Source organism: Aporhodopirellula aestuarii (assembly GCF_023701485.1).
GTDB lineage: Bacteria > Planctomycetota > Planctomycetia > Pirellulales > Pirellulaceae > Rhodopirellula > Rhodopirellula aestuarii.
In genome coordinates this window covers 46,124-65,768 of the sequence record NZ_JAMQBK010000062.1, presented here as the reverse complement: position 1 = coordinate 65,768, position 19,645 = coordinate 46,124, and the positions used below count along the sequence as shown (strand labels likewise).

Genomic DNA, 19,645 nt, shown 5'->3' with positions numbered 1-19,645 from the left:
GGATCAGTTTTGACGCGCCCCGCCTCCGCCGCCTTCCAGCCGGGTAAAAAGGCGGCGGACGCCAAAATTCTTGGTCGCAATTGTGAAAGACGACATGAAACGTTTGATACTGCTGATGATCGCGATGTTTGTCGGCCTCGTTGCCATGATCGTCGTCCCGGTCGGGATTCGCCAAATGAACATTGCCCGAGCCGTCAGCGAGGTTGCCGCGTCGGGTGATCCCGCCGGTCTCGCCGACCTCCAAGCGAACCACGTTTGGGACCATCGCAACGCCGCCTGGCACCTCGACGCCGTCGACCAAGACGCTCAAAAGCTCTTCTCGGCGATCAGCCCGGCACTCTATTTGGATGAATCGTTTGATTGGCGAAATGAGCTTCCCGACGCAGCTCACAGGCAACTTGCAACCGATTTCGCTACCTATCCAAACGTTTTTGACGCCGTTGATTCCGCGATCCGATGCAAGCACTATTCCAACTTTGCCAAACTCGAGACATCGATAACGGCCTTTCAACAACAAATGTACGATCGCATCGGAATGATTCGCACGGTTCAGCGGATCCTCGTTGCCCGCTGTCAATTTCTCGCAGCCATCGGCGAGTATGAACAGGCGGCTCGCCTGGCCATCGATTCGCTCAATCTCGTCCGCTTGCAAGAACAGGATCCGACAATCATCCAGTTCATGACCGCAGCGGCCTGCCGTACACCGATCCTCGAATTTCTCGCCGAACTGGTCGCCTTCGATTCGCTCGATCCAAACCTGCTCGGGCTCATCGACGCGGAACTGCGTCGACACGATGCGATGGACAGCTGCGTCCACGCTCTCAAAACCGAACGGGCTCTCGGTATCGAACTGAATTTACGCGGCCCACTCGGCATGCCACTCTCGGGACAAATGCTACAGCCGTATCTCGATTACATGCGAGATGAGATCGCGAGGGGAGCGATTTCCCGTTTTGAAGAAACCGCTCCGCTGGTTACCGCAAAAGCGGCCGAGGTTGCCGTGGTCGCACCTGCGATGGACGCAGGTCGGGCATTGATGAATCGCCAGCGTGCCAAGATTCATTGCCTGCGATTGCTGATTGCCTTGCATCGCCAAGCACTTACCAACGAATCTGCACTGTCCCCCTTGTCGCAATCCGACGCGACCCAAGTCGCTGACTTCATTTCCGAGTGGGGACTCCCCGCCAACGAGTTCAACGATCCGTACACCGGCAAACCGCCAATCGCACGACAGTCCGGCGACTCCTGGCTTGTTTACTGCGTCGGTGAAAACAAAGTCGACAACAATGGTCAATTCGAAGACGACCACGATGTGGGCTTCGGCCCGCTCCCGCGAGCGCCCTAATTTAGCGGTTCAATCGCTCACGAACCTTCATCTGCAGGTCTTCAACGCTACCGTCGTTTGCGATCACCCAATCGCTGCGGCGACGTTTTTCTTGCCATGAAAGCTGCCGTTTTTCCCGGCGTTGCAACTCCGCGGCATCCCAACCGCGTGCCGCCAACAACGCCTCGTGTCGCTCCGGCGATACCTGCAAACACCACACTTCGTCGCATTCATCTTGCCAACCGCTTTCGAGCAACAACGGCACGTCGAGGATCACATAAGCGGTATCTCGGTCCTTGGCTTCGCAAAGTGCCTCACGGATGATCGCCCGGGTGCGAGGATGAATGATCGACTCGAGTTTTTTCAAACGTGCTTGGGAAGCCGCATCCTCGCCAAAAACCAAATCCGCAATGCGTTCACGTGAAAGCGTGCCATCGACAGCAAGGATCCCGTTGCCAAACGATTCAACGAGTTGACCGATCACATCGGGATTCCCGAGTTGCTCCTTCGCGATCTTATCCGCATTGAGCCAGACCCCGCCGAGCGATTGAACAAACTCGGCCACCGTTGATTTCCCGCTGCACGGGGGCCCGATAATGCCGATCACGCGTGTGTTGGTGCCTGATGTCATATCAACAATTTCTCGCATCGTTTGGGCGATACTTTCACCGCCGTCCCAAGCGGTTGTGCGAATTGGCTAACACGGAGTTCTTCGATCAACCACCGAAACTCGGAATCCGCATTCGCCCGTGGGTTCTGTTCATCTGGATGCCTTGACGCCAGCCAACGATCCCACAACGAACCAACGACCTGCCGTGACTCCGCATCGCGTTGCTCACCGCCCGACCTGACTTTATCAAGCCGGTAGGCAATCGCGTTGAGATAGCGAGGCACGTGCTGCAAGTGTTGCCAGGGGGTCCACGAAAGAAACCCATCGGCAAACAACCACTGCATCTGCAAATCCACGTCCGCAACCACATCAGCAAACTTGTTCGACGTCATCTCTTCCCGAGCGACACGCGCCGCGTGGTAGGCATCCGTCAATTTCGTAAGCCACGTGGCCACGTCCTGAGTTGCTTCGCCGATTCTCGCGGGGGCTTCCGCTAGTCTCGCGGCAAACTCGTCCGGCGAACGCACGATCGGACGTTTCTCGACGACCGCAAGCCGGGCGAGCAAATCAGCCAATGACGACTCGATGACTCCTGCCGACACGATCGGGCCGAGCTTCAGTTTCGCATCCGCCAACTTCGGCAAATGCCGCACCTGGGCACGAAGATCTTTGCGACACGCAATCGAAAACAACCGAGCCAATCCCAGTCGGCTGTTCGACTCAGCGATCGTCGCGTCTGCAAACAACCGTGTCGAGACGAAATCGCCACGATCAACCAAACCGGGGAATTGTGCCACCTGCACTCCACCGCGTTTGCGGATCACTTCCTTTGGCAAACGCTCGATATCCCAAGCGGTCATTTTCTCTCGTGACCAATCGTCCTCGCTGCTCGATTCTTCCGAACTCACGTCCGTCGCTTCCGAAACCGATCCGAGCTTCTGCTTGATCGAATCAACACTGCGATCCAGCGCGAGGACTTTACCCTCGTCGTCGACCACGCGGACCAAAAAACGCAGATGTTGTTCGAGTTTGTCTTCTTGGAAGTCGTCGGGGCTGATCCTCGTTTCGGCATGCCGGGTCAACGCCTCACACAGCGTCGGCATGAAAGCGGACTGACCGCGTTTGCTAGCGATCTCCTCGGTCACCTTCTTCGCCACATCGGCCGCCGGAATCAACAACCGTCGCAATCGCTTCGGCAACGACTTGATCATCGCGATCACTTTCGTCTCGAGTTGCCCCGGCACCAACCAATCGAGAGCCTCATCGCTCACCTGGGGCAACGCCGCCGGATGAATCGTCAAATGGATCCCGTCATCCTCCGTACCGGGACGAAAGTGATACTCGAGCGGCAAACGCGTCGCTCCCGAGGCGAGTTCATCAGGAAAATCTTCATTGTCAATTTTCGACGCGGTTGTCTCTAGTAAATCTTCAGGACGTAGATACGGCGTCCCCTCGCTGTCCCCCGGCGCAGCGTCTGGCACCTCATCTTCAACCGACGGGCTCGGCGGATCGGCCAACCAAGTGGCGAGATCGACGTCGTCTTTCAAACGGCCCGCCCAATCAGGAACCTGACACGCACGATCAAACTTTTCGAGTCTCGCGCGGTCGCACGCCCAATCTGGTAAACGCGATTGATAGAACGCTTGCAACACATAATCGTCCACGACCAGATCACGACGGCGTGTCTTCGCAGCGAGCTTTTCGATCGACTCGAGTAATGCACGGTTGTGCCGTACGAACTTCGCGGTCGTCGGCAGTTCTCCTCCAACCAATCCGTTTCGGATCAAAAGATTACGGGCTTCGATCGCATCAATCGGGGCCAACGGAACGCGGCGTCGGAGCACGACGGGAAGGCCGAACAACGATCGACGCTGATAACAAAACGCACCACTCGCCTTACGACTCCAGTGCGGATCGCTAAAAGATGACTTCAACATGTGATCGCCGACCGCTTCGATCCACGATGGCTGAATTTTGGCAACCGTCCGCGCGTATTGTTTGGCGGTTTCGACCAACTCTGCGGCGACGATCCACTTCGGCTTCGCCTCAAACACACCACTGCCCGGCCACAAGAACAACTTCAGCCCACCGGCTCCAGTGTATTCATTCTTTTCGCCAGCCATCGCCACGCCCGACAACAAACCGGTCAACAACGCTTGATGAATCTGCGCATAGCGATCCTCGTCGACAATCGGAGCAATGTCATCCCCATGTGCCGGTTCGGTATCGCTGTACCGAATCGGCCCAATATGCAAGCGTCCTCGCTGCCTGCCTTTTCGTGAATCACGCTGGCGATTCTTCTCGCGTTTGTCTTTTTGCACGGCTCGATCGTTCACCGGATCTAGCGCTCCGAGATTGGTCGCGGCCATCTCCTTGAGCTGACGATAAACGTCGGACCACTCACGCATCCGATTGGGTGACAGAAAATTCTGTCGCAAGACGCGAGTCATCTTCCCACGTCCGTACTTCGAACTCATCTCGTCATAGAATCGCCAAATCCGAAGCAAATTCAAAAAGTCGCTCTCGGGGTCCGCAAATTGGGCGTGGGCCTGATCCGCCGCCGCACGCTTGTCCGGCGGACGATCTCGAGGATCCGGGATCTCCATCGCAGCGGCGATCGGCAACACTTCAGGCAGCACGCCGTGCTGCTCGGCCGCAATCAGAATCCGGCCCACGCGAGGATCAACGGGCATGCGCCCGAGCTGCCAACCGATCTCGGTCAACTCACCATCGGCATCGACGGCCCCGAGTTCCGCCAACGTTCGAAATCCCTCGCGAATCGCGTCGACGCGGGGCGGATCGATTAGCGGGAAATCCTCGAGCCGTCCGAGCCGCAGGACCTTGCTCTGCAACACCACGCTCGCCAGATTGGTTCGCCGGATCTCGGGCGTTGTGAACGCATCGCGACTCTCAAAATCCTCGACGTCGTACAATCGCACGGCAATGCCCGGACCGATCCGACCACATCGACCGCTGCGTTGATTCGCACTCGCGCGGCTGACCGGTTCGACCGGCAACCGCTGAACCTTGCTGCGAACACTGTATCGGCTGATCCGCGCCGTTCCCGAATCAATCACGTACCGAATCCCGGGAACCGTCAACGACGACTCCGCGACGTTGGTCGCAAAAATGATCCGCTGCTTGCCACCGGTGGGATGGAAGATCGCCTGCTGAGCGGACTGGGGCAATCTTGCATAAAGCGGTAACAACTCAACACGATTCTCAAGCCCGGCGCGCTTAAAGTGGCCGGCGACAACATGCGACACCTCGCGGATGTCACGTTCCGTCGGCAGAAACACGAGCGTATCGCCTGATCCGTCGCGCCGCAGCAAATCGATCGCCGCGGTGACATGCATCGACAAATCGTAGCCACGCGATGCACCCGAGTTCACATCCTCCCACGGAAAATAACGCAGCTCGACGGGATAACCACGCCCTTCGACTTGCAAAATGGGGGCGGGGATAATCTCCCCAGTTTCCGAGTCGGGTTTGCCGAAGTGTTCCGCAAACCGCTCGGCATCGATCGTGGCCGATGTGATGATGATCCGCAGTTCGGGACGCCGATCCATGATCCGACGCAGCAGTCCCAACAGAAAATCAATGTTCAGCGATCGTTCGTGCGCCTCGTCAATGATGATCACGTCGTATGCGAGCAAGTCAGGATCCGAACCGGTTTCGGCCAGCAAGATCCCGTCAGTCATCAGCTTGATCAGCGTCCGATCACTCGTCTTGTCACCAAACCGAACTTGGTAGCCGATCTCGTTGCCGAGGATCGTCCCGGTCTCTTCAGCGAGTCGCGCCGCGATACTTCGCGCCGCCAGACGTCGAGGCTGCGTGTGCCCGATCATCCCATCTCGGCCAAACCCGGCTTCGACGCACATTTTAGGAAGCTGCGTACTCTTACCACTCCCCGTCTCACCGCAAACGACGATGACCTGATTCTCGCGGAGCAGAGAAACAATGTTCACGCGGTGCTCCGAGATTGGCAGCTCCGCGGGGAATTCGAGTTTGACTTCCGCAGTTTGCCGAGCCTCGGCGCGGGCAGCCGCCGCCGATACCCGGGCGGCAAATTGCTCTTCGGCTTGACCGGCAGAAGATTCTGGGCCGCGGCGGAGGCGAGACTTTTGCCGCTTCAATCGCGCCCGATCAGCACGTGTTAAAGTCACGTCATCGAGGTCGAGGTGCTCGTCGGATGAGGGCGGCGATGCCTGAACGCTCGGCGGCGGTGAGGTCAGGTTGGGGCTCGCGGGTTTCTGGTTCAAAACGTTTTAGTCGGCGTTGGTAGAAATGATTCTGTTCAGCGGTCAGGCCGAGATTCTCTGGTTGAGCTGTTTGATAAACCGTTCGCGATCCACGGGCGATAGGATGTGCTCACGGCGGTCCGTCTGGATGACGACGCGCCGCAGCGACAACGCCGGACCGCTCCGCAGTGTCGACGACATCCGCACCTCGCGAATGGTGTTGTAGGGAACCTGGTAACAGATCACACCACATCGGATCGACAGGGTATCAGTAAGCAACGTGTAGCGGCATGGCACCGTAAAAATGGCCGTGATGCCCAAGATCCCCGCCCCCGTCAGAAACATGACCGACGCGTCGCCCGGCCGACCGATGGCGATCAAGTACCCCGCCAAGACGACAGCCGCAACCACCGGGAACCCTAACAGGACCGCCAACCACCAATCGACCGCCGAAGGATGCACCTTGCGATCCAACCGCCGACGCTCGGACGACGATGCAGACTCAACTTCTTTCGAATTCGTAGTGGTAGGTTCAGACACGTCAAAATAACAAAGCAAGGAACATCAAATGGGAACAGCCGATCGAAGACAAACGCGGCTTGCAACGAGCCACGAGGAACTCGGCACCGGGCCGCGGCGACACCGATTTTGATTTCTACCTAATAATCACTGCGAGAAAAGTACATACAACTGATCAACAAGATCACCGCGATAAAAATGCCGCAACTCACCAACGGCCACAAAATCTGATACCGAATGACTTCCGCCGCCCCCGACTCGCCGGCCCCGATTACCAACGAATCATTGCCGGACACCATCGCGGCGGTCGTATCGCCCAATTGCAACACCTGCGGCGTGAACAACTCAAGCCCACCTACCACATATCGATCAACCCAACGCCACACCGATCCCACCGGTGAAACCGATCTCAGCTTCGAAATTTCGATGTCACTGAAATTTGCACCAACGGAAATCGACTGTTCATCCCGCGGCGTGACGGACATCGAGAACACCGTCAACCGATCGACGTCATGAGCGACATACAACCGACCTCCGCTCGACACCGAGACGTCCGGTCGCCAATGCACCGATTCGATCTCGTCCACGGGCAATCGTTCGAGCGTTCGAATTGTCATCGCCTGATCAGACAGATTGGAATCAGCTCCCGCGTTTTGGACGTCATCATCCGCCGTCGCGTCAGATAATTCTTGCGAGGTTGTCGAAACGAGAGTACTCAGTTGTTCATCGCCCCTCACAACCTCTATGACGTCACAATGACCTGACGACGTTCGCAGTAAAAAGCAATTTTCTGAAATCGCGATCAGCTCTAACGGCGTTCCCGAAACAAACGATCGCTTCGCATCGCGATCCCATTGCCCGGCGAACTGCAACGTCACCGCATCATAAATTTTCAACGGCAGATCGCCGCGAGCCACCACCACCCATCGCGATGACGAGGCGATCACATGAGACGCGCGATCCGACTCCCGTTGCAAGTTCGCACGCGTCGAGGTTTCCCAAGTACTCATCATGTCGTTCCCAACCGGTTCGATGCGTTGCATCCGATCTCCGGTCAAGAGGATCAAGGCACGTTCTCCGCGGATTCTGGAAACCCGCGTCGGCGGGCTCATGACGACGTCACGCGGAAGGATTGAGACAAATGATTCCGTAGCGCCACCCTGCATCGTAACCAAGGCTTTCAACCACGCACCAACGGAATTGTCGATCCGCGGAACACTTTTCGCCGTCGAATCCGCTGTCCCGTCATCGGAACCGGACTCTTCGCCTGTCGCATCCTCGGACGCTTCTTCGCCAATCGCATCGAGGATCGAATCCCGACTCGTGATCAGCAGGTCAGCCGTGTTGATCGCAACCACCGCATCGCGATCGATTGAGACCAACCGTTCCGTCGCGGTGGGCAAGCGCAAACTCGGTTGCGGGCTCCAATCGTCACCGCGAGAAAGCACGATCAGGTCGAGTGATCCCGACCCGAACGGGTTGAAACGCCCGTTGCGAATCCGTGCCGTCATCACATGATCCGCATCAAGAGTTGTCGGTTGCAATACGCGATCATTCGATCCCGCTTCACCTTCGATCAGCGGACTCCAAACTTCTTCGGACGTATCCATCTGCACCAACCCGCTGCCGCCGGTCACCGCAAACAAATCGTCTCCCGCCGTCGTCATGCCGACGATCCGGTCGGGCGCCACGACGCGAGCATCAACGACACCACCAATCACCCCGACCACCACGCACACCGCCGCCAACGCTCCGGCCGCAGCGATCGAAATGATTGCCGATCGCCACTTCAACCCGGCCAATACCGAGACGCTGTAGAAGACCGCAAAGATCACCACCGCGACGGGAATGCACCACAAAATCCGCGTGTTCCAAACGCCCAATCGAAACGCCGCGATCAGATACAACCCGAACACCAACTGCGTCACGCATAACAGCACAAAGGCACATCCGCCAATGAACTTCGCCACCAACAACGCACTCCGCGAAATCGGTTTACTCAATAACAAGTGCAACGAACCGGTTTGCAACATGTCCGGCACGATCGACGCGGTAACCAACACTCCCAAGAAAACCAGCACCAAACCGAGTAACCAATTCACGAGAATCGGGATCACGAATTGATTGAACAGCGTTTCGAATTGCACCCGATCGATCTGAAAATCCGTCGGAAACTCGAGCCCCGCGTAAGTCAGCAAGACGGATCGCGAACTCCGCGATTCGAACACACCCGGCAGTGCCGCTTCGAGACGCAATCGACTGCGTCGTCGCAGCAGCGAATCCGAAAGCTCGTCATCAGGTGTTTCATCCAACTCACGCAATTCACGCAACCGAACCGTATCCTTCCACGCTTCCGAGTCATACCAATCCGATTGCGTCGCTTCGTCGGAATCGGCGTCTGCCGTGTCCGCAACCGATTGGTTGCCGCGGTTTGCATCCGACTCGATGAGATCGTTGAGAGCGTGGGTCAATAACGTCAAACGAATCCGAACTTCGTCGCCTTCCCCGACACGCCGCAACTGCCGCTGCATCTCTTCGGGCATCGCCTTCGCGATTCGTCCGATCGCCTTATCTTGTGACTTTGGATCGACAATGCCCTGAGCGAGCAATGCCTTCATCCGCGTGCCGTTGTAGACATCGAACCATCGAAATGACGTCGTGTAGTCTTCTTTGATTCCGATCGGGGCGAGCGAGGCCAACAACACCCAAATCGCCAAGAACGCAGCCCACAAAACTCGCGACGCGAGTGCGGAATGAAATGAATCGGAAATGATCGCCAGATAGGGCCTCATGGCGCCGCCACGTAAACTTGTGATTCCATCAATCTCATGAACGTCTCTTCGAGCGATTGGCGATGGGGAAGCAAACGGATCAACGAGCCACCTGTGCCTCGCACCCGATCGACAATCTCATCGAGTGCAGCCTGTTCATGACACAACAACCGACACGCGTATCGTGAACGCGAGCACTCCAGATCGATCGGTTCGCTGAGCCATTGGACCGAACCCGAAATGGCTGGAGCGAGCAACTGCGACAGCACGTCTTCGTTCGAAATCGCGTCACCATCGGCATGCGGAAGTTCAAACTCAATTTCAATCGCGATGGATTCGTTCTCCGCTGCTGACCGGCCACCCATCTCGGCAATCGGTCCAGTCGCCAAAACGTTTCCACCGGCCATGATCGCGAGGTGCGAACAAACCAACTCGACCTCGTGCAAGATATGACTGTTGAGGAAAATCGTTTTCCCCGCGTCGCGTAATCGCTCGATCACCCGCCGGACCTCCGTCCTTCCGACCGGGTCGAGTCCGTCGGTGGGTTCGTCGAGGATCAACAAATCGGGGTCGTGCATCAACGCTTGGGCGAGACCGAGTCGCTGCAACATCCCTTTGCTGAATCGCTTCACGCTTTCGCGGTCTCGACCTTCCAAACCCACCACGGCCAGCAGTTCGTCGCTGCGACGCGTGATCGTCTGCGAATCCAATCGACTGAGTTTGCCGTAAAAACGCAGCGCCGATCGAGCCGTGTGATGCCGGTCGACGCGCAACGACTCAGGCAGATAGCCCACCCGACTGCGTGCTTCCGTCGATCCCGCAGGCAACCCAAACAGAGACGCACGTCCACCGGTACTACGGATCACACCGAGCAGAATTTTGATGAGCGTTGTCTTGCCCGCGCCATTTGGCCCGAGCAACCCGAAGACTTGGCCCCGCTCGGCATGCAACGAGACGCCGCGAAGTGCATGAACGTCTCCCCGCCGAAAAAAACTGCCACCCCGATAGGTTTTCTCGAGCGCGTCAACGGAAATGATACTGCTGCTGGAAGCCTCTGATCGGCTCACGCCAGCAAGTTCCGCAGCATCAGATACAACAACATTGCCGCGGTCATGGCAATCACACCGGCGAGCAATAAGCGGTGGGCAGGCTGCCGCCATGACGGCTCGTTGACTTCGCGGTTGTAGAGACTGCGAAAACGCTCGCGCTCCGCCGCGGTATCAAACACACCATCTTCGACCAACTCTTGCAGGCCGTACTGAACCGAGTATTCGACGACGCCATGGATGTTTTGGCGGTTGCGTGTTTCGTCAACACCGATACCTTCAAAGTACCAAAGCTGGTTTCCGAATTGACGATCGGTTTCGCATCGGTCATCAACACATCGCAGGTTGATGATCTCGCTGCTCTCGAGACAGAAGTTCGCGCGAACGAGGGCCCGGCCACTATCCGAACGGACCTGGCGTAATACCCTTTCGGAAAATTGTCGTTGGGGGGCTTGAGCGCGCATTTTGAACCTCCGTTAACACGAACCGGCTCTTTCGCCGGGTAGAGTTATTATTGCTGAACAGGAAGCCCACGTCATCGGCGAGAACGGAAATTTTCTCGTATTATCCTTGCTTTCTGACCTTGCCCCGAGTTCATCGGGCGGGACAGATCGGCCCGGCCGCCGATCGACGCTTCAGCGGCAACAAGGTTCGCAGGCCTGATTTTTAAATGTCCACGCCAAATCCGTCCGACCGCACACCTGTAGGCAGCGATTCCCAGGTGCAAAAGACACGCCCAAACGACGAGAAACCTCCCAAGTTGACAAAAACACGCCCCAAACCGCTCGTCCGCCCCATCACGCTCCGCGCCCCCATCACGTTGGGTGTCGTGCTCATTGTCCTGGTCGTCATCCTCAGTGCGGTGTGGGTGACCGGCACGTTGTGGGGGCTGTTGCGTGGGCAAGCCTCGCCTGAACTGTTCTGGGTGATGCTGCTCGCCGGATCGGTGTTGCTGATCGCCGTGCTCGCCGGTGTGATCGCGTACCTGACCCTGAGCGTCAAAGCATTCAACCTGAACCGTCGCCAATCCAACTTCATCGATGCAGTGACCCACGAACTCAAGAGCCCGATCGCGTCGCTGAAGCTCTACCTGCAAACGATGTCGCGGCACACGGTCAACGCCGAACAACAACAGGAATTCCACAAAATCATGCTCGACGATGTCGAACGGCTCGACTCGCTGATTAACCACCTGCTCGATGCCGCCCGGGTCGAACGGGGCACCGAACCTGAGGAGGCGACAGACTTCCAACTGTCCAAGCTGCTTTCCAACGTCAGTTCCGCCGCGTGCGTGCGTCACAAGATGCCGGCCGAAACCGTCTGCATCGACTGCCCAGACATCGTGCTGCATGCTCCAGCTGTCCAGGTTGAAATCTTGTTTCGAAATCTCATCGACAACGCAATCAAGTACGGTGGTACCCCGCCCCACGTCCGGGTGACCGCTCGGATGCAAACCGACAAAGCCGGCGAGGTCACCGTTTCGGTCTGTGATAACGGCGCCGGCATCCCCGCGAACCTGAGACGAAAGGTGTTCGGACGATTCGTTCGACTCGGCAACGAACTCGAACGCAGCAAACCCGGCACCGGCCTGGGCCTGTACCTCGTCCGGAACGTCACCCACGCTTTAGGTGGACGAATCAACATCGGTGACGCCGACGTCTCCGCAGATCCGGAAACAACCGACGCCGCCTCGCAACCGACCCGAGGAACTCGATTCGACATCACGCTCACCGAAGCCCGGCTGATGTCCGAGCCGCCGGTGCCAGCGCCCGAGCCTCCAATCAACGCCGAATAGGGTGGCAAAGAAAGGCCGCTTCGCGGGCCACCTGTCGCAACTGCGATCCACCGCCGGAGACACCGAGACGAAGCGTCAAACGGGACCGTTAAGGTCCCGCGCACCCTCACGAAAGGCGTGTGAAATGCCCGCAAAAGCTCCAAAAACATGATTTAGTCGACAATAGCGAGTGCTCCTGGTTATACTCTCACTCGACGCTTTTACGACACAATTTCTTATCCCCGAACGAGCGCAGGAAGTTTTCACATGTCACTCGAAGACAACCCACTGTCGCCCATGTTTCGCATCGACGTTTCAGCCAAAACCGAGTCCAGTTCATCGATGACCAATGAAGAACTGACGGTGCAATTGCTCCGCCAAATGCTCCTCGGCCAGCAAAAGCAGACAAAGCTCCTCTCAGAACTGGTCCAACAAAATGCCGCCATGCATAAACAACGGGCGGGCGAGTTGCAGCAGTGGAAGGACGCCCACCCGCAACTCTCACGAGCCTGTCGCCGGGCCGCGGAAACCCTCAGTGAAGTCCAAACGGAATTCCTGCAGTCGATCACCGATGAGATCGACGATTGCGGTGATCACTTGGTCGAAGGTGAATACATGCTCAATGAATTCATCGACCGCTTCGGCCCCCGCATGGCCCATCTCAACGGCATCCTCCAAGTCCTTGCCCAACTCGGTACCGGCGAACCGGTCGCCGAACAGCAAGAGCTGTAAGGCGGCGAAACGGAGCCGTCGGGTAAGGAAAACGCTTAGCAAACAACTATCCCAAAAAAATTTGCAAGCGAACCTTTCCACAAACGGCTCCTTCCGCTACTCTCTGGCGACTTCGCGGGAGCGAGCGATTTTTCGCCCCCCACGAACGAGTCCATCGGTCGACTCATAGCAAAAAACACCGGGGCGTAGCTCAGCCTGGCAGAGCGTCTGGTTTGGGACCAGAAGGTCGCACGTTCGAATCGTGTCGCCCCGATTTTTTTGCCCGTCTTTCACGTGGTCAATGCTTGACCTCCGATCCCTTCTTGGGGAGATCTTTTCGGCAAGTCTGTGTCAGAAAAGGGATCAAAACTTAACGCCGAAGCACCAACTCGCGTGCCGGAATTCCGATCGCCGGCGGTGTAAACATTCTCCAGGCAAAGCCCACATCTTTCACGCCCCAAGCGAAAGATTGCCGGCCATCAGAATGGCCGACGCAAATCGCGGAACCGAATGCGTCATGCGACGAGCTCAAGCACCTGCTCCCACGCTCTCAGTCAGCAACTTCTGAAAGCCGTCGCCGCCAAGCTGACCGCTACCTAACCTCCGTGCCTTAGTGCCTCCGCGAGCTATCTCCCCCGTGAGTCAATCTCTCACAAAGGCAAGGAGTCACGGAAAAGAACGTGCTTGCATCCGCAGAAACGGATCACACCGAAAGCAGACGAACCAATCGCTCCCAACTCCCAACTCCCAACTCCCTTCCGGCAGGCTACATGTAATTGAAATGGCTCAGTCGGTCCTTGCAGACCGGGTCCAACCTTGGGACTCGCAGGAAGCGAAACTCGGACGGACTGCCGCTTTCGGGTATCTCGACCGCCGTCAGATGCCCCGATTCCAGAAAAACGCCGCTATCCAAATTGAGCGCGCCGTTGTGGACAACGGACTTAAAGACGAGGTCATCGTCTCGCCATGGGGTTGTATCTGGAATGAACGAATACAAATAGCACAGCGGCGTATGCCCATGCACGACAAGTTCCGGGAAACCGGGCGTTTGCCCCAACCACTCTCGGCTCCAGCACAGATCCCTCGCGTCCTCTTGGATCTGCAAGTCGATGGCGCGTTCAGCGCTGTCAACCTGAATGTGTTCTGGCCGGATTCCCGAGTGCACGAAGAGACAATTACGGGCGATGTAATGAGTCTTGCATCGACTCAACAGATCAAGATGCTCTTGCGGAAGCTCCCAGTCCACCTGCCCGAGTCTCTGCGATACGTTTTCAAAATGCCGGACAGGATCATCGTATCGAAACGCCCAGAATTCGCGGGCCTCGGCACCCTCCAAATCGTAGGACTTCAAGGTCGCCCATGTCTCGTTGCTTCGCATCAGACTACTGATATCGGCTCCGCGAAAAATGGACTCGGGGAACGCACTCAGGTCCACGTTGGCACCGACCATGCGTTGCATCGCGAGCAACATGACCTCATGGTTTCCCAGCAGAACAACCAGATTGATGCCACGGTCTTCCAGACGTATTAACTGGTCATGAACGCCCCGAGAATCCTCTCCCTTGGACGACAGATCACCTAATGACAGAAACGTGTCGCCCGGGGCCAGGTCCAAGATCTCCAGCATTTTCGCCAGCGTCTGACTGCAACCATGAATGTCCCCTACTGCTACAAATCGACTCATTTTGCCGCCACGTCGTCGTGTTCAAGTACTCCTTCGCGAGACGTAACATAATCGGTCGTCAGCGGACTGTTGGGCATTAGTGACTGATTCATCCCGGCATTATACAGGTTTGTTGCTACGAGCGAAAAGAAGCCGGCGTTTGCATAGGGACGTCGATTTAGCTACTGCGGGATTTCAAATCCGCCGTTCCGCTAAAAACAGCACTAAAACAATCAATCCCCCACCGCAAATCAACGAATTCAAATCATGGAGAGGCCCGCAACACTCATGCCAGGACGTCGATTCGACGCGGTGGTACCGCGGTGAAGGTCGGACCGAAGGCGGCAGCCTCCTAGGCAAAGTCGGTGCACAAGCCACCCGATCCCCCGGTGAGCTAGCCCCTCAACAGCTCTCCTGATTTCCTCAGCAAGATCGCCGAATCAATCGGCTTGCTAAGGTAGTCGTTGCAGCCGGCTTCCAAGCATCGCTTCATGTCGCCCTGCATGGCATCGGCGGTCAGTGCGATGATGGGGCCGACATAGCCGAGCTCTCGCAGAATCTTCGCCGTGGCATAGCCGTCGAGTCGCGGCATTTGCATGTCGAGAACGATCAAGCCGAAGGGGCGTGATCGTTCGAGGCGTTCCTTAACAACCGCGATCGCCACTTCACCATCTTCGGCTTCCTCGACCGTCGCGCCCGCTCGTTGCAGGATACTGCGACTCAAGAATCGTATGTCACGCCGATCATCAACGACCAAGACGTCACACTCCAGCCGCACAGATTTGGCATCGAGCGTCTTATCGGACGACGCTTGAGATTCCTCAGTTGACGCGTCCGCACGGCCGACAATCGGCCTAGCCCGGACGTCGACGGTAAATGTGCTGCCTCGGCCCAATTCGCTAGTCACGGTGATTTGACCACCCAGAATTTCCGCCAGTCGCCGACTGATTGCCAATCCCAAGCCGGTGCCGCCGAATTCTCGGTTGACGTTACCGTCACCTTGCGAGAACGGCTGAAACAAATTTTCAAGATGCTGCTCACTCATCCCGATGCCCGTGTCGGTAATTTCGACGCGAAGCATTTCGCCGGAATGCGAGACCGCAACGTCCACGCTCCCCTCGGGCGTGAACTTGATCGCGTTGCCAACCAAGTTGATCAGGATTTGTTTGAGGCGTTTGGTGTCAGACATAATCAGCGAAGGCACTTGGCTGTGGAATTCCACACTGAGCTCGATCCCACCTTCCTTGGCACGCACGCCCATGATGCTTTGAACGTCCTCGATCAACTGACGCGGCGAAAAGATTTCTTCGCTGACATCCAACTTACCGGCTTCGATCTTGGAAAGATCCAAGATGTCGTTGATGATCTCCAACAGAAAGCCACCGTTTCGGCGAATCGTGTCGACGTAGGAAGCCGTTTCTTGATCGCCGACTTTCTCCGCGATCAGGTCGGCATATCCCAAGATCGCCGTCATCGGCGTGCGAATTTCGTGCGACATGTTAGCCAGGAACGCGCTCTTGGATTCACTTGCAGCCTCCGCCGCCGCTCGGGCTTGTTCCAGCCTCGCCTCGATTTCGTAACGATCTGTGATATCAAAACCTGAGGGAATCATAAAAGCGACTGTGCCGTCATGGTCAAAAACCGGATTCAAACTGAAATCGACCCAGCGTTCTATTTTGCCCGCGACCTGATACCGAAGATCTTCTCGAAACGAACCACCCGACGCGACCAGCGCGATCGCGTCATTGACCTGTTGCTTGACGCGGTCATCAAAATTCCACCAAACCGTTTCGGCAAACGGCAAGCCGATGACCTCCTCGCGAGTCACCCCGGCCGACCTCAACGCCGGATCGTTGGCTTCGACCAAACGCCCTTCCAGATCCAAAACCCCGACGAAACAAAGTGTTCCGTCGAGAATGCGGCGCAAATGAGCTTCGCGGCTGCGCAGTTCTTCCTCGTCGTTCTTCTGTTTGGTGATGTCACGAACTTCGATAACCGTTGACACCGGTTTTCCGTTCTTAAAAATCGGACTGGCTGCACAGAGCACCGGCACGGTGCTACCGTCCTTGCGGAAGAACAAATCTTCGTGCGCGCGAACACTGAAATCTTCCGGCAACGCCCGATCAATCGGACATTGTGACATTGGATATGGACGGCCATCGGGGTAGTGATGGTGGATGATGTCGTGCAGCGGTTTTTGACGAAGCTCCTCGGCGCTGAAACCAAACATGTCCAGCATCGCTTGATTGCAATAAGTTAAATACCCGTGATCGTTCATCATGATCAACGCGTTAGTCGAGTTTTCGGCAATCGTGCGAATCAGGCTTTCACTTTCGCTAATCTCGGTGACGTCGCTAAACGTCACAACGATGCCGTCATTTTCTCCTTCGGTAGACCGGTAGGGGATAACGCGTCGAAGGTAGGTCCGTCCATTGACCGACCCGACCAACTGCTCCTTCACCTGGTCGTCGCCGAGGTTTGCGACGTCCGGCAACGGCGGCATGTCCTCGATCTCGGATGCGAACTTCGTTAACTGGCGCCCCACATCACTCTCGACCAAGCTGTAGATTTTGGTCGCGGCGGGGGTGAACCCGCGAATTCGCAGATCCTTGTCCAGAAAAATCGTTGCGATTTGAGTGCTGCGCAAGAGGTTCGCGGTGTCGTTGTTGGCGCGAATCAACGTCTCGTTGGCCGCCTGCAATTCTTCCTTCGACGCTTCCAATTCCTCATTAGCCGACTGCAATTCCTCATTCATCGAGAGCAGTTCTTCGTTTGACGATTTCAGCTCTTCGTTCGAGGTCTCAAGTTCCTGGACCGTCCGCTCGAGGGCATTGCGGGTACGTGAAAGCTCCAACTCTAGCTGTTCAATCACCTTCCCAACCGTTCGGTCGTCCGCCCGGGCCACATTACCATTGGACTCGATCTGCTGATCGCCATTGACTTCCAGCGGTGTTCCGATGCGGTGAAAGGCAACAAGATGCAAGCTCGCCTCTTCACCCATCTGCGGCATCGGCTGAACGGTGATGTGCACCCGTTGGATTCCGCCATCGACCGGGATCGACATGTCTTCGGCTAAGGCGCGGCGGCGATGGCGTTTGGCATCTGCAAACGCCGCACGCAGCCCAATCCGCACGTTGTCATGCGCCATTGCGATGATGTTGTTTTGGAACTTTCCGGATGTCATCTGCAAAAACGGTGATGGATCTGACGATAACGTCTGGATCTCACCGTCGTCATCCACAACCGCCCATTGTGGAGAGAACTCTCCCAAGACGATCTGCTGAGCGTATCGAAACAAATCGAACTCACCAGCGTCGTCTTCCACCGAACGAGAAAAGCGACTGAGGTTCACCCGCGGCAGATCCACGGTGGCGGCGGGATCGATTGCCGTGACACGGCGTTGAAACAAGCGATGTTTTTGATCCAACGTCCGGAACAACTCTCGGTTAACCGACAGCGATTCGGCCGGCCCCAGAAACAGGAATCCACCCGGCTTGGTCGCGTAGTGGAACAGCGGAATTAATTTCTTCTGAAGATGGCTACCTAAATAAATCAACAGGTTTCGGCAAGAGACCAGATCAAGCTTCGTAAACGGCGGGTCGCTGATCAGATTGTGAGCCGAGAATACGATCGTATCGCGGAGCTTTTTATTGACAAAGTAGCGGTTACCGCGTTTGGTAAAGAACTTCGACAACCGTTCCGGCGACACTTCATCTTGGATACCGATCGGATAGCCCCCGGCACGGGCGATCGAGAGCGCCCGCTCGTCCAAATCGGTCGCAAAGATCTGAAAAGTAACGTCGCGACCGGATTTCTCAATGACTTCGGCCATCAGGATCGCAATCGAATAAGCTTCCTGTCCCGTTGCACATCCGGGCACCCAAACGCGAATCGGAGAATCGCTCTGGTGCTGATCCACCAACGGCTCCAACACCATACTGGCCAGCGAATCGAACGCTCTCGGATCTCGAAAGAAAGCCGTGACGCTGATCAACAGATCTCGGAATAGCTGCAGCGTCTCATCCCGTGACGCTTGCAACAATTCGACATAAGCGTCAACGCTGGGCAATTTCAAGACGTGAATCCGCCGCCGAATCCGCCTTGCCAGCGTCGTCGTCTTGTAGTGTTTGAAATCGTTCTGAGTGTGCTTTTCGACCGCCGAGGCGATCTGGGGGATGGCCACAATGATCTTCCGATTGAGATCACTGACATCGTCGCGTTCATCGGTCTCATGCATGTGTTGGGTATGTATTCGAATCTCGTCAGCGATCTGATCCGGCGAAAGAACATGATCGACAACGCCCAACGCGGAAGCGGCTTGCGGCATCGAACGGTTACTGGCACTGTCGACCCGCTGAGCAATCGTCATGCCACCCGCGTCGCTGATACTACGCAGCCCCTGGGTGCCGTCCGTACCTCCACCCGAAAGGATCACGCCGACGGCTAATTCTCCAACCTGATCAGCCAAGCTGCCGAATAAGTGATCGATCGGAGCGTTTTGCTTGTCGGCGGGAAGCTCCACTGCAACAAGGCTTCCGTCTCGAACTTGTAACGCTCGTCCAGCTTCTGCGATGTAGACGCCGCCTGGCTGAAGGTCGACTGACTCATTTCGATGAACGACCGTCAAGTTTTCAATTTTGGACTCTCGGCTCCACGCTTGCTCGTTATCATCGCAGCCTTCCGATCCGTTTGGCGTTACCGCGAGCGAGAGGACGGTCGCAACCGCCGCATGGGGATCGCACTCGCCATACTCCGTTTCGCCAGCGGCGGTGTCATCACTCCGGTTTGCGGAGTACTCATTGACAACTCGCGCCACCAGGTCCCAACTTTCAATTCCGAAACCAACCCCGACAACCAGCAGCGTTTTCCGATGTTCAGGTTCCTTAGCGGTGGCATGCTTCATGGCATTAGTTGAAACGCTGGTTCACTTAAGGTTGACATCGAGCCGATGCCGCCGAAAACGGGATTGTAGCGATCCGCACGTGG

11 protein-coding genes and 1 tRNA gene are annotated in these 19,645 nt (G+C 56.7%); 4 read left to right on the top strand and 8 right to left on the bottom strand.

Annotated features, from left to right (window positions below; genetic code table 11):
• The first annotated feature begins 94 nt into the window (after positions 1 to 94).
• Positions 95 to 1,345 carry a hypothetical protein gene (locus NB063_RS23005; RefSeq protein ID WP_250931246.1) on the top strand — a complete coding sequence of 417 codons (1,251 nt, stop codon included), beginning with the start codon at positions 95 to 97 and terminating at the stop codon, positions 1,343 to 1,345.
• Position 1,346: 1 nt separating this feature from the next.
• Here NB063_RS23005 and coaE read toward each other — a convergent pair whose 3' ends face one another.
• The 6 genes from coaE to NB063_RS22975 form a co-directional block, all read right to left on the bottom strand.
• On the bottom strand, positions 1,347 to 1,973 hold the full coding sequence (gene coaE, locus NB063_RS23000; RefSeq protein WP_250931245.1) for a dephospho-CoA kinase: 627 nt from the start codon (positions 1,971 to 1,973) through the stop codon (positions 1,347 to 1,349).
• Positions 1,952 to 6,196 carry an ATP-dependent RNA helicase HrpA gene (hrpA, locus tag NB063_RS22995; RefSeq protein WP_261367541.1) on the bottom strand — a complete coding sequence of 1,415 codons (4,245 nt, stop codon included), beginning with the start codon at positions 6,194 to 6,196 and terminating at the stop codon, positions 1,952 to 1,954. Before hrpA ends, coaE begins: the two co-directional genes overlap by 22 nt.
• A gap of 42 nt (positions 6,197 to 6,238) precedes the next feature.
• Positions 6,239 to 6,715: a PH domain-containing protein gene (locus tag NB063_RS22990; RefSeq protein WP_250931244.1), complete on the bottom strand. Its 477-nt coding sequence runs from the start codon at positions 6,713 to 6,715 to the stop codon at positions 6,239 to 6,241.
• Between the two features lie 119 nt (positions 6,716 to 6,834).
• Positions 6,835 to 9,486, bottom strand: a complete 2,652-nt coding sequence (locus tag NB063_RS22985; protein WP_250931243.1) for an ABC transporter permease — start codon at positions 9,484 to 9,486, stop codon at positions 6,835 to 6,837.
• Entirely contained in the window at positions 9,483 to 10,532 is a 1,050-nt protein-coding gene (locus tag NB063_RS22980; RefSeq protein ID WP_250931242.1) for an ABC transporter ATP-binding protein, read from the bottom strand. Before NB063_RS22980 ends, NB063_RS22985 begins: the two co-directional genes overlap by 4 nt.
• Positions 10,529 to 10,975, bottom strand: a complete 447-nt coding sequence (locus tag NB063_RS22975; protein ID WP_250931241.1) for a hypothetical protein — start codon at positions 10,973 to 10,975, stop codon at positions 10,529 to 10,531. The genes NB063_RS22980 and NB063_RS22975 overlap by 4 nt, the downstream gene beginning before the upstream one ends.
• A gap of 206 nt (positions 10,976 to 11,181) precedes the next feature.
• On the opposite strand from NB063_RS22975, the gene NB063_RS22970 reads away from it, so the two are divergent.
• From NB063_RS22970 to NB063_RS22960, 3 genes are all read left to right on the top strand, one after another.
• Positions 11,182 to 12,306, top strand: coding sequence for a sensor histidine kinase (locus NB063_RS22970; protein WP_250931240.1), 1,125 nt, complete (start codon positions 11,182 to 11,184; stop codon positions 12,304 to 12,306).
• A 246-nt stretch (positions 12,307 to 12,552) separates the two neighbouring features.
• On the top strand, positions 12,553 to 13,017 hold the full coding sequence (locus NB063_RS22965) for a hypothetical protein (protein ID WP_250931239.1): 465 nt from the start codon (positions 12,553 to 12,555) through the stop codon (positions 13,015 to 13,017).
• A 179-nt stretch (positions 13,018 to 13,196) separates the two neighbouring features.
• Positions 13,197 to 13,270: transfer RNA gene (locus tag NB063_RS22960), tRNA-Pro, on the top strand.
• Positions 13,271 to 13,762: 492 nt separating this feature from the next.
• On the opposite strand, the gene NB063_RS22955 is transcribed toward NB063_RS22960, so the two are convergent.
• Together NB063_RS22955 and NB063_RS22950 are read right to left on the bottom strand one after the other, a co-directional pair.
• Positions 13,763 to 14,680: a metallophosphoesterase gene (locus tag NB063_RS22955; RefSeq protein WP_250931238.1), complete on the bottom strand. Its 918-nt coding sequence runs from the start codon at positions 14,678 to 14,680 to the stop codon at positions 13,763 to 13,765.
• A 373-nt stretch (positions 14,681 to 15,053) separates the two neighbouring features.
• Entirely contained in the window at positions 15,054 to 19,562 is a 4,509-nt protein-coding gene (locus NB063_RS22950; protein ID WP_250931237.1) for a CheR family methyltransferase, read from the bottom strand.
• Positions 19,563 to 19,645: the final 83 nt, after the last annotated feature.

Excerpts from the sequence above, each read along its gene's own strand:
- NB063_RS23005 (WP_250931246.1), top strand. The coding sequence starts at position 95 with ATGAAACGTTTGATACTGCTGATGATCGCGATGTTTGTCGGCCTCGTT.
- coaE (WP_250931245.1), bottom strand. The coding sequence starts at position 1,973 with ATGCGAGAAATTGTTGATATGACATCAGGCACCAACACACGCGTGATC.
- NB063_RS22985 (WP_250931243.1), bottom strand. The coding sequence starts at position 9,486 with ATGAGGCCCTATCTGGCGATCATTTCCGATTCATTTCATTCCGCACTC.
- NB063_RS22975 (WP_250931241.1), bottom strand. The coding sequence starts at position 10,975 with ATGCGCGCTCAAGCCCCCCAACGACAATTTTCCGAAAGGGTATTACGC.
- NB063_RS22970 (WP_250931240.1), top strand. The coding sequence starts at position 11,182 with ATGTCCACGCCAAATCCGTCCGACCGCACACCTGTAGGCAGCGATTCC.
- NB063_RS22965 (WP_250931239.1), top strand. The coding sequence starts at position 12,553 with ATGTCACTCGAAGACAACCCACTGTCGCCCATGTTTCGCATCGACGTT.
- NB063_RS22955 (WP_250931238.1), bottom strand. The coding sequence starts at position 14,680 with ATGAGTCGATTTGTAGCAGTAGGGGACATTCATGGTTGCAGTCAGACG.
- NB063_RS22950 (WP_250931237.1), bottom strand. The coding sequence starts at position 19,562 with ATGAAGCATGCCACCGCTAAGGAACCTGAACATCGGAAAACGCTGCTG.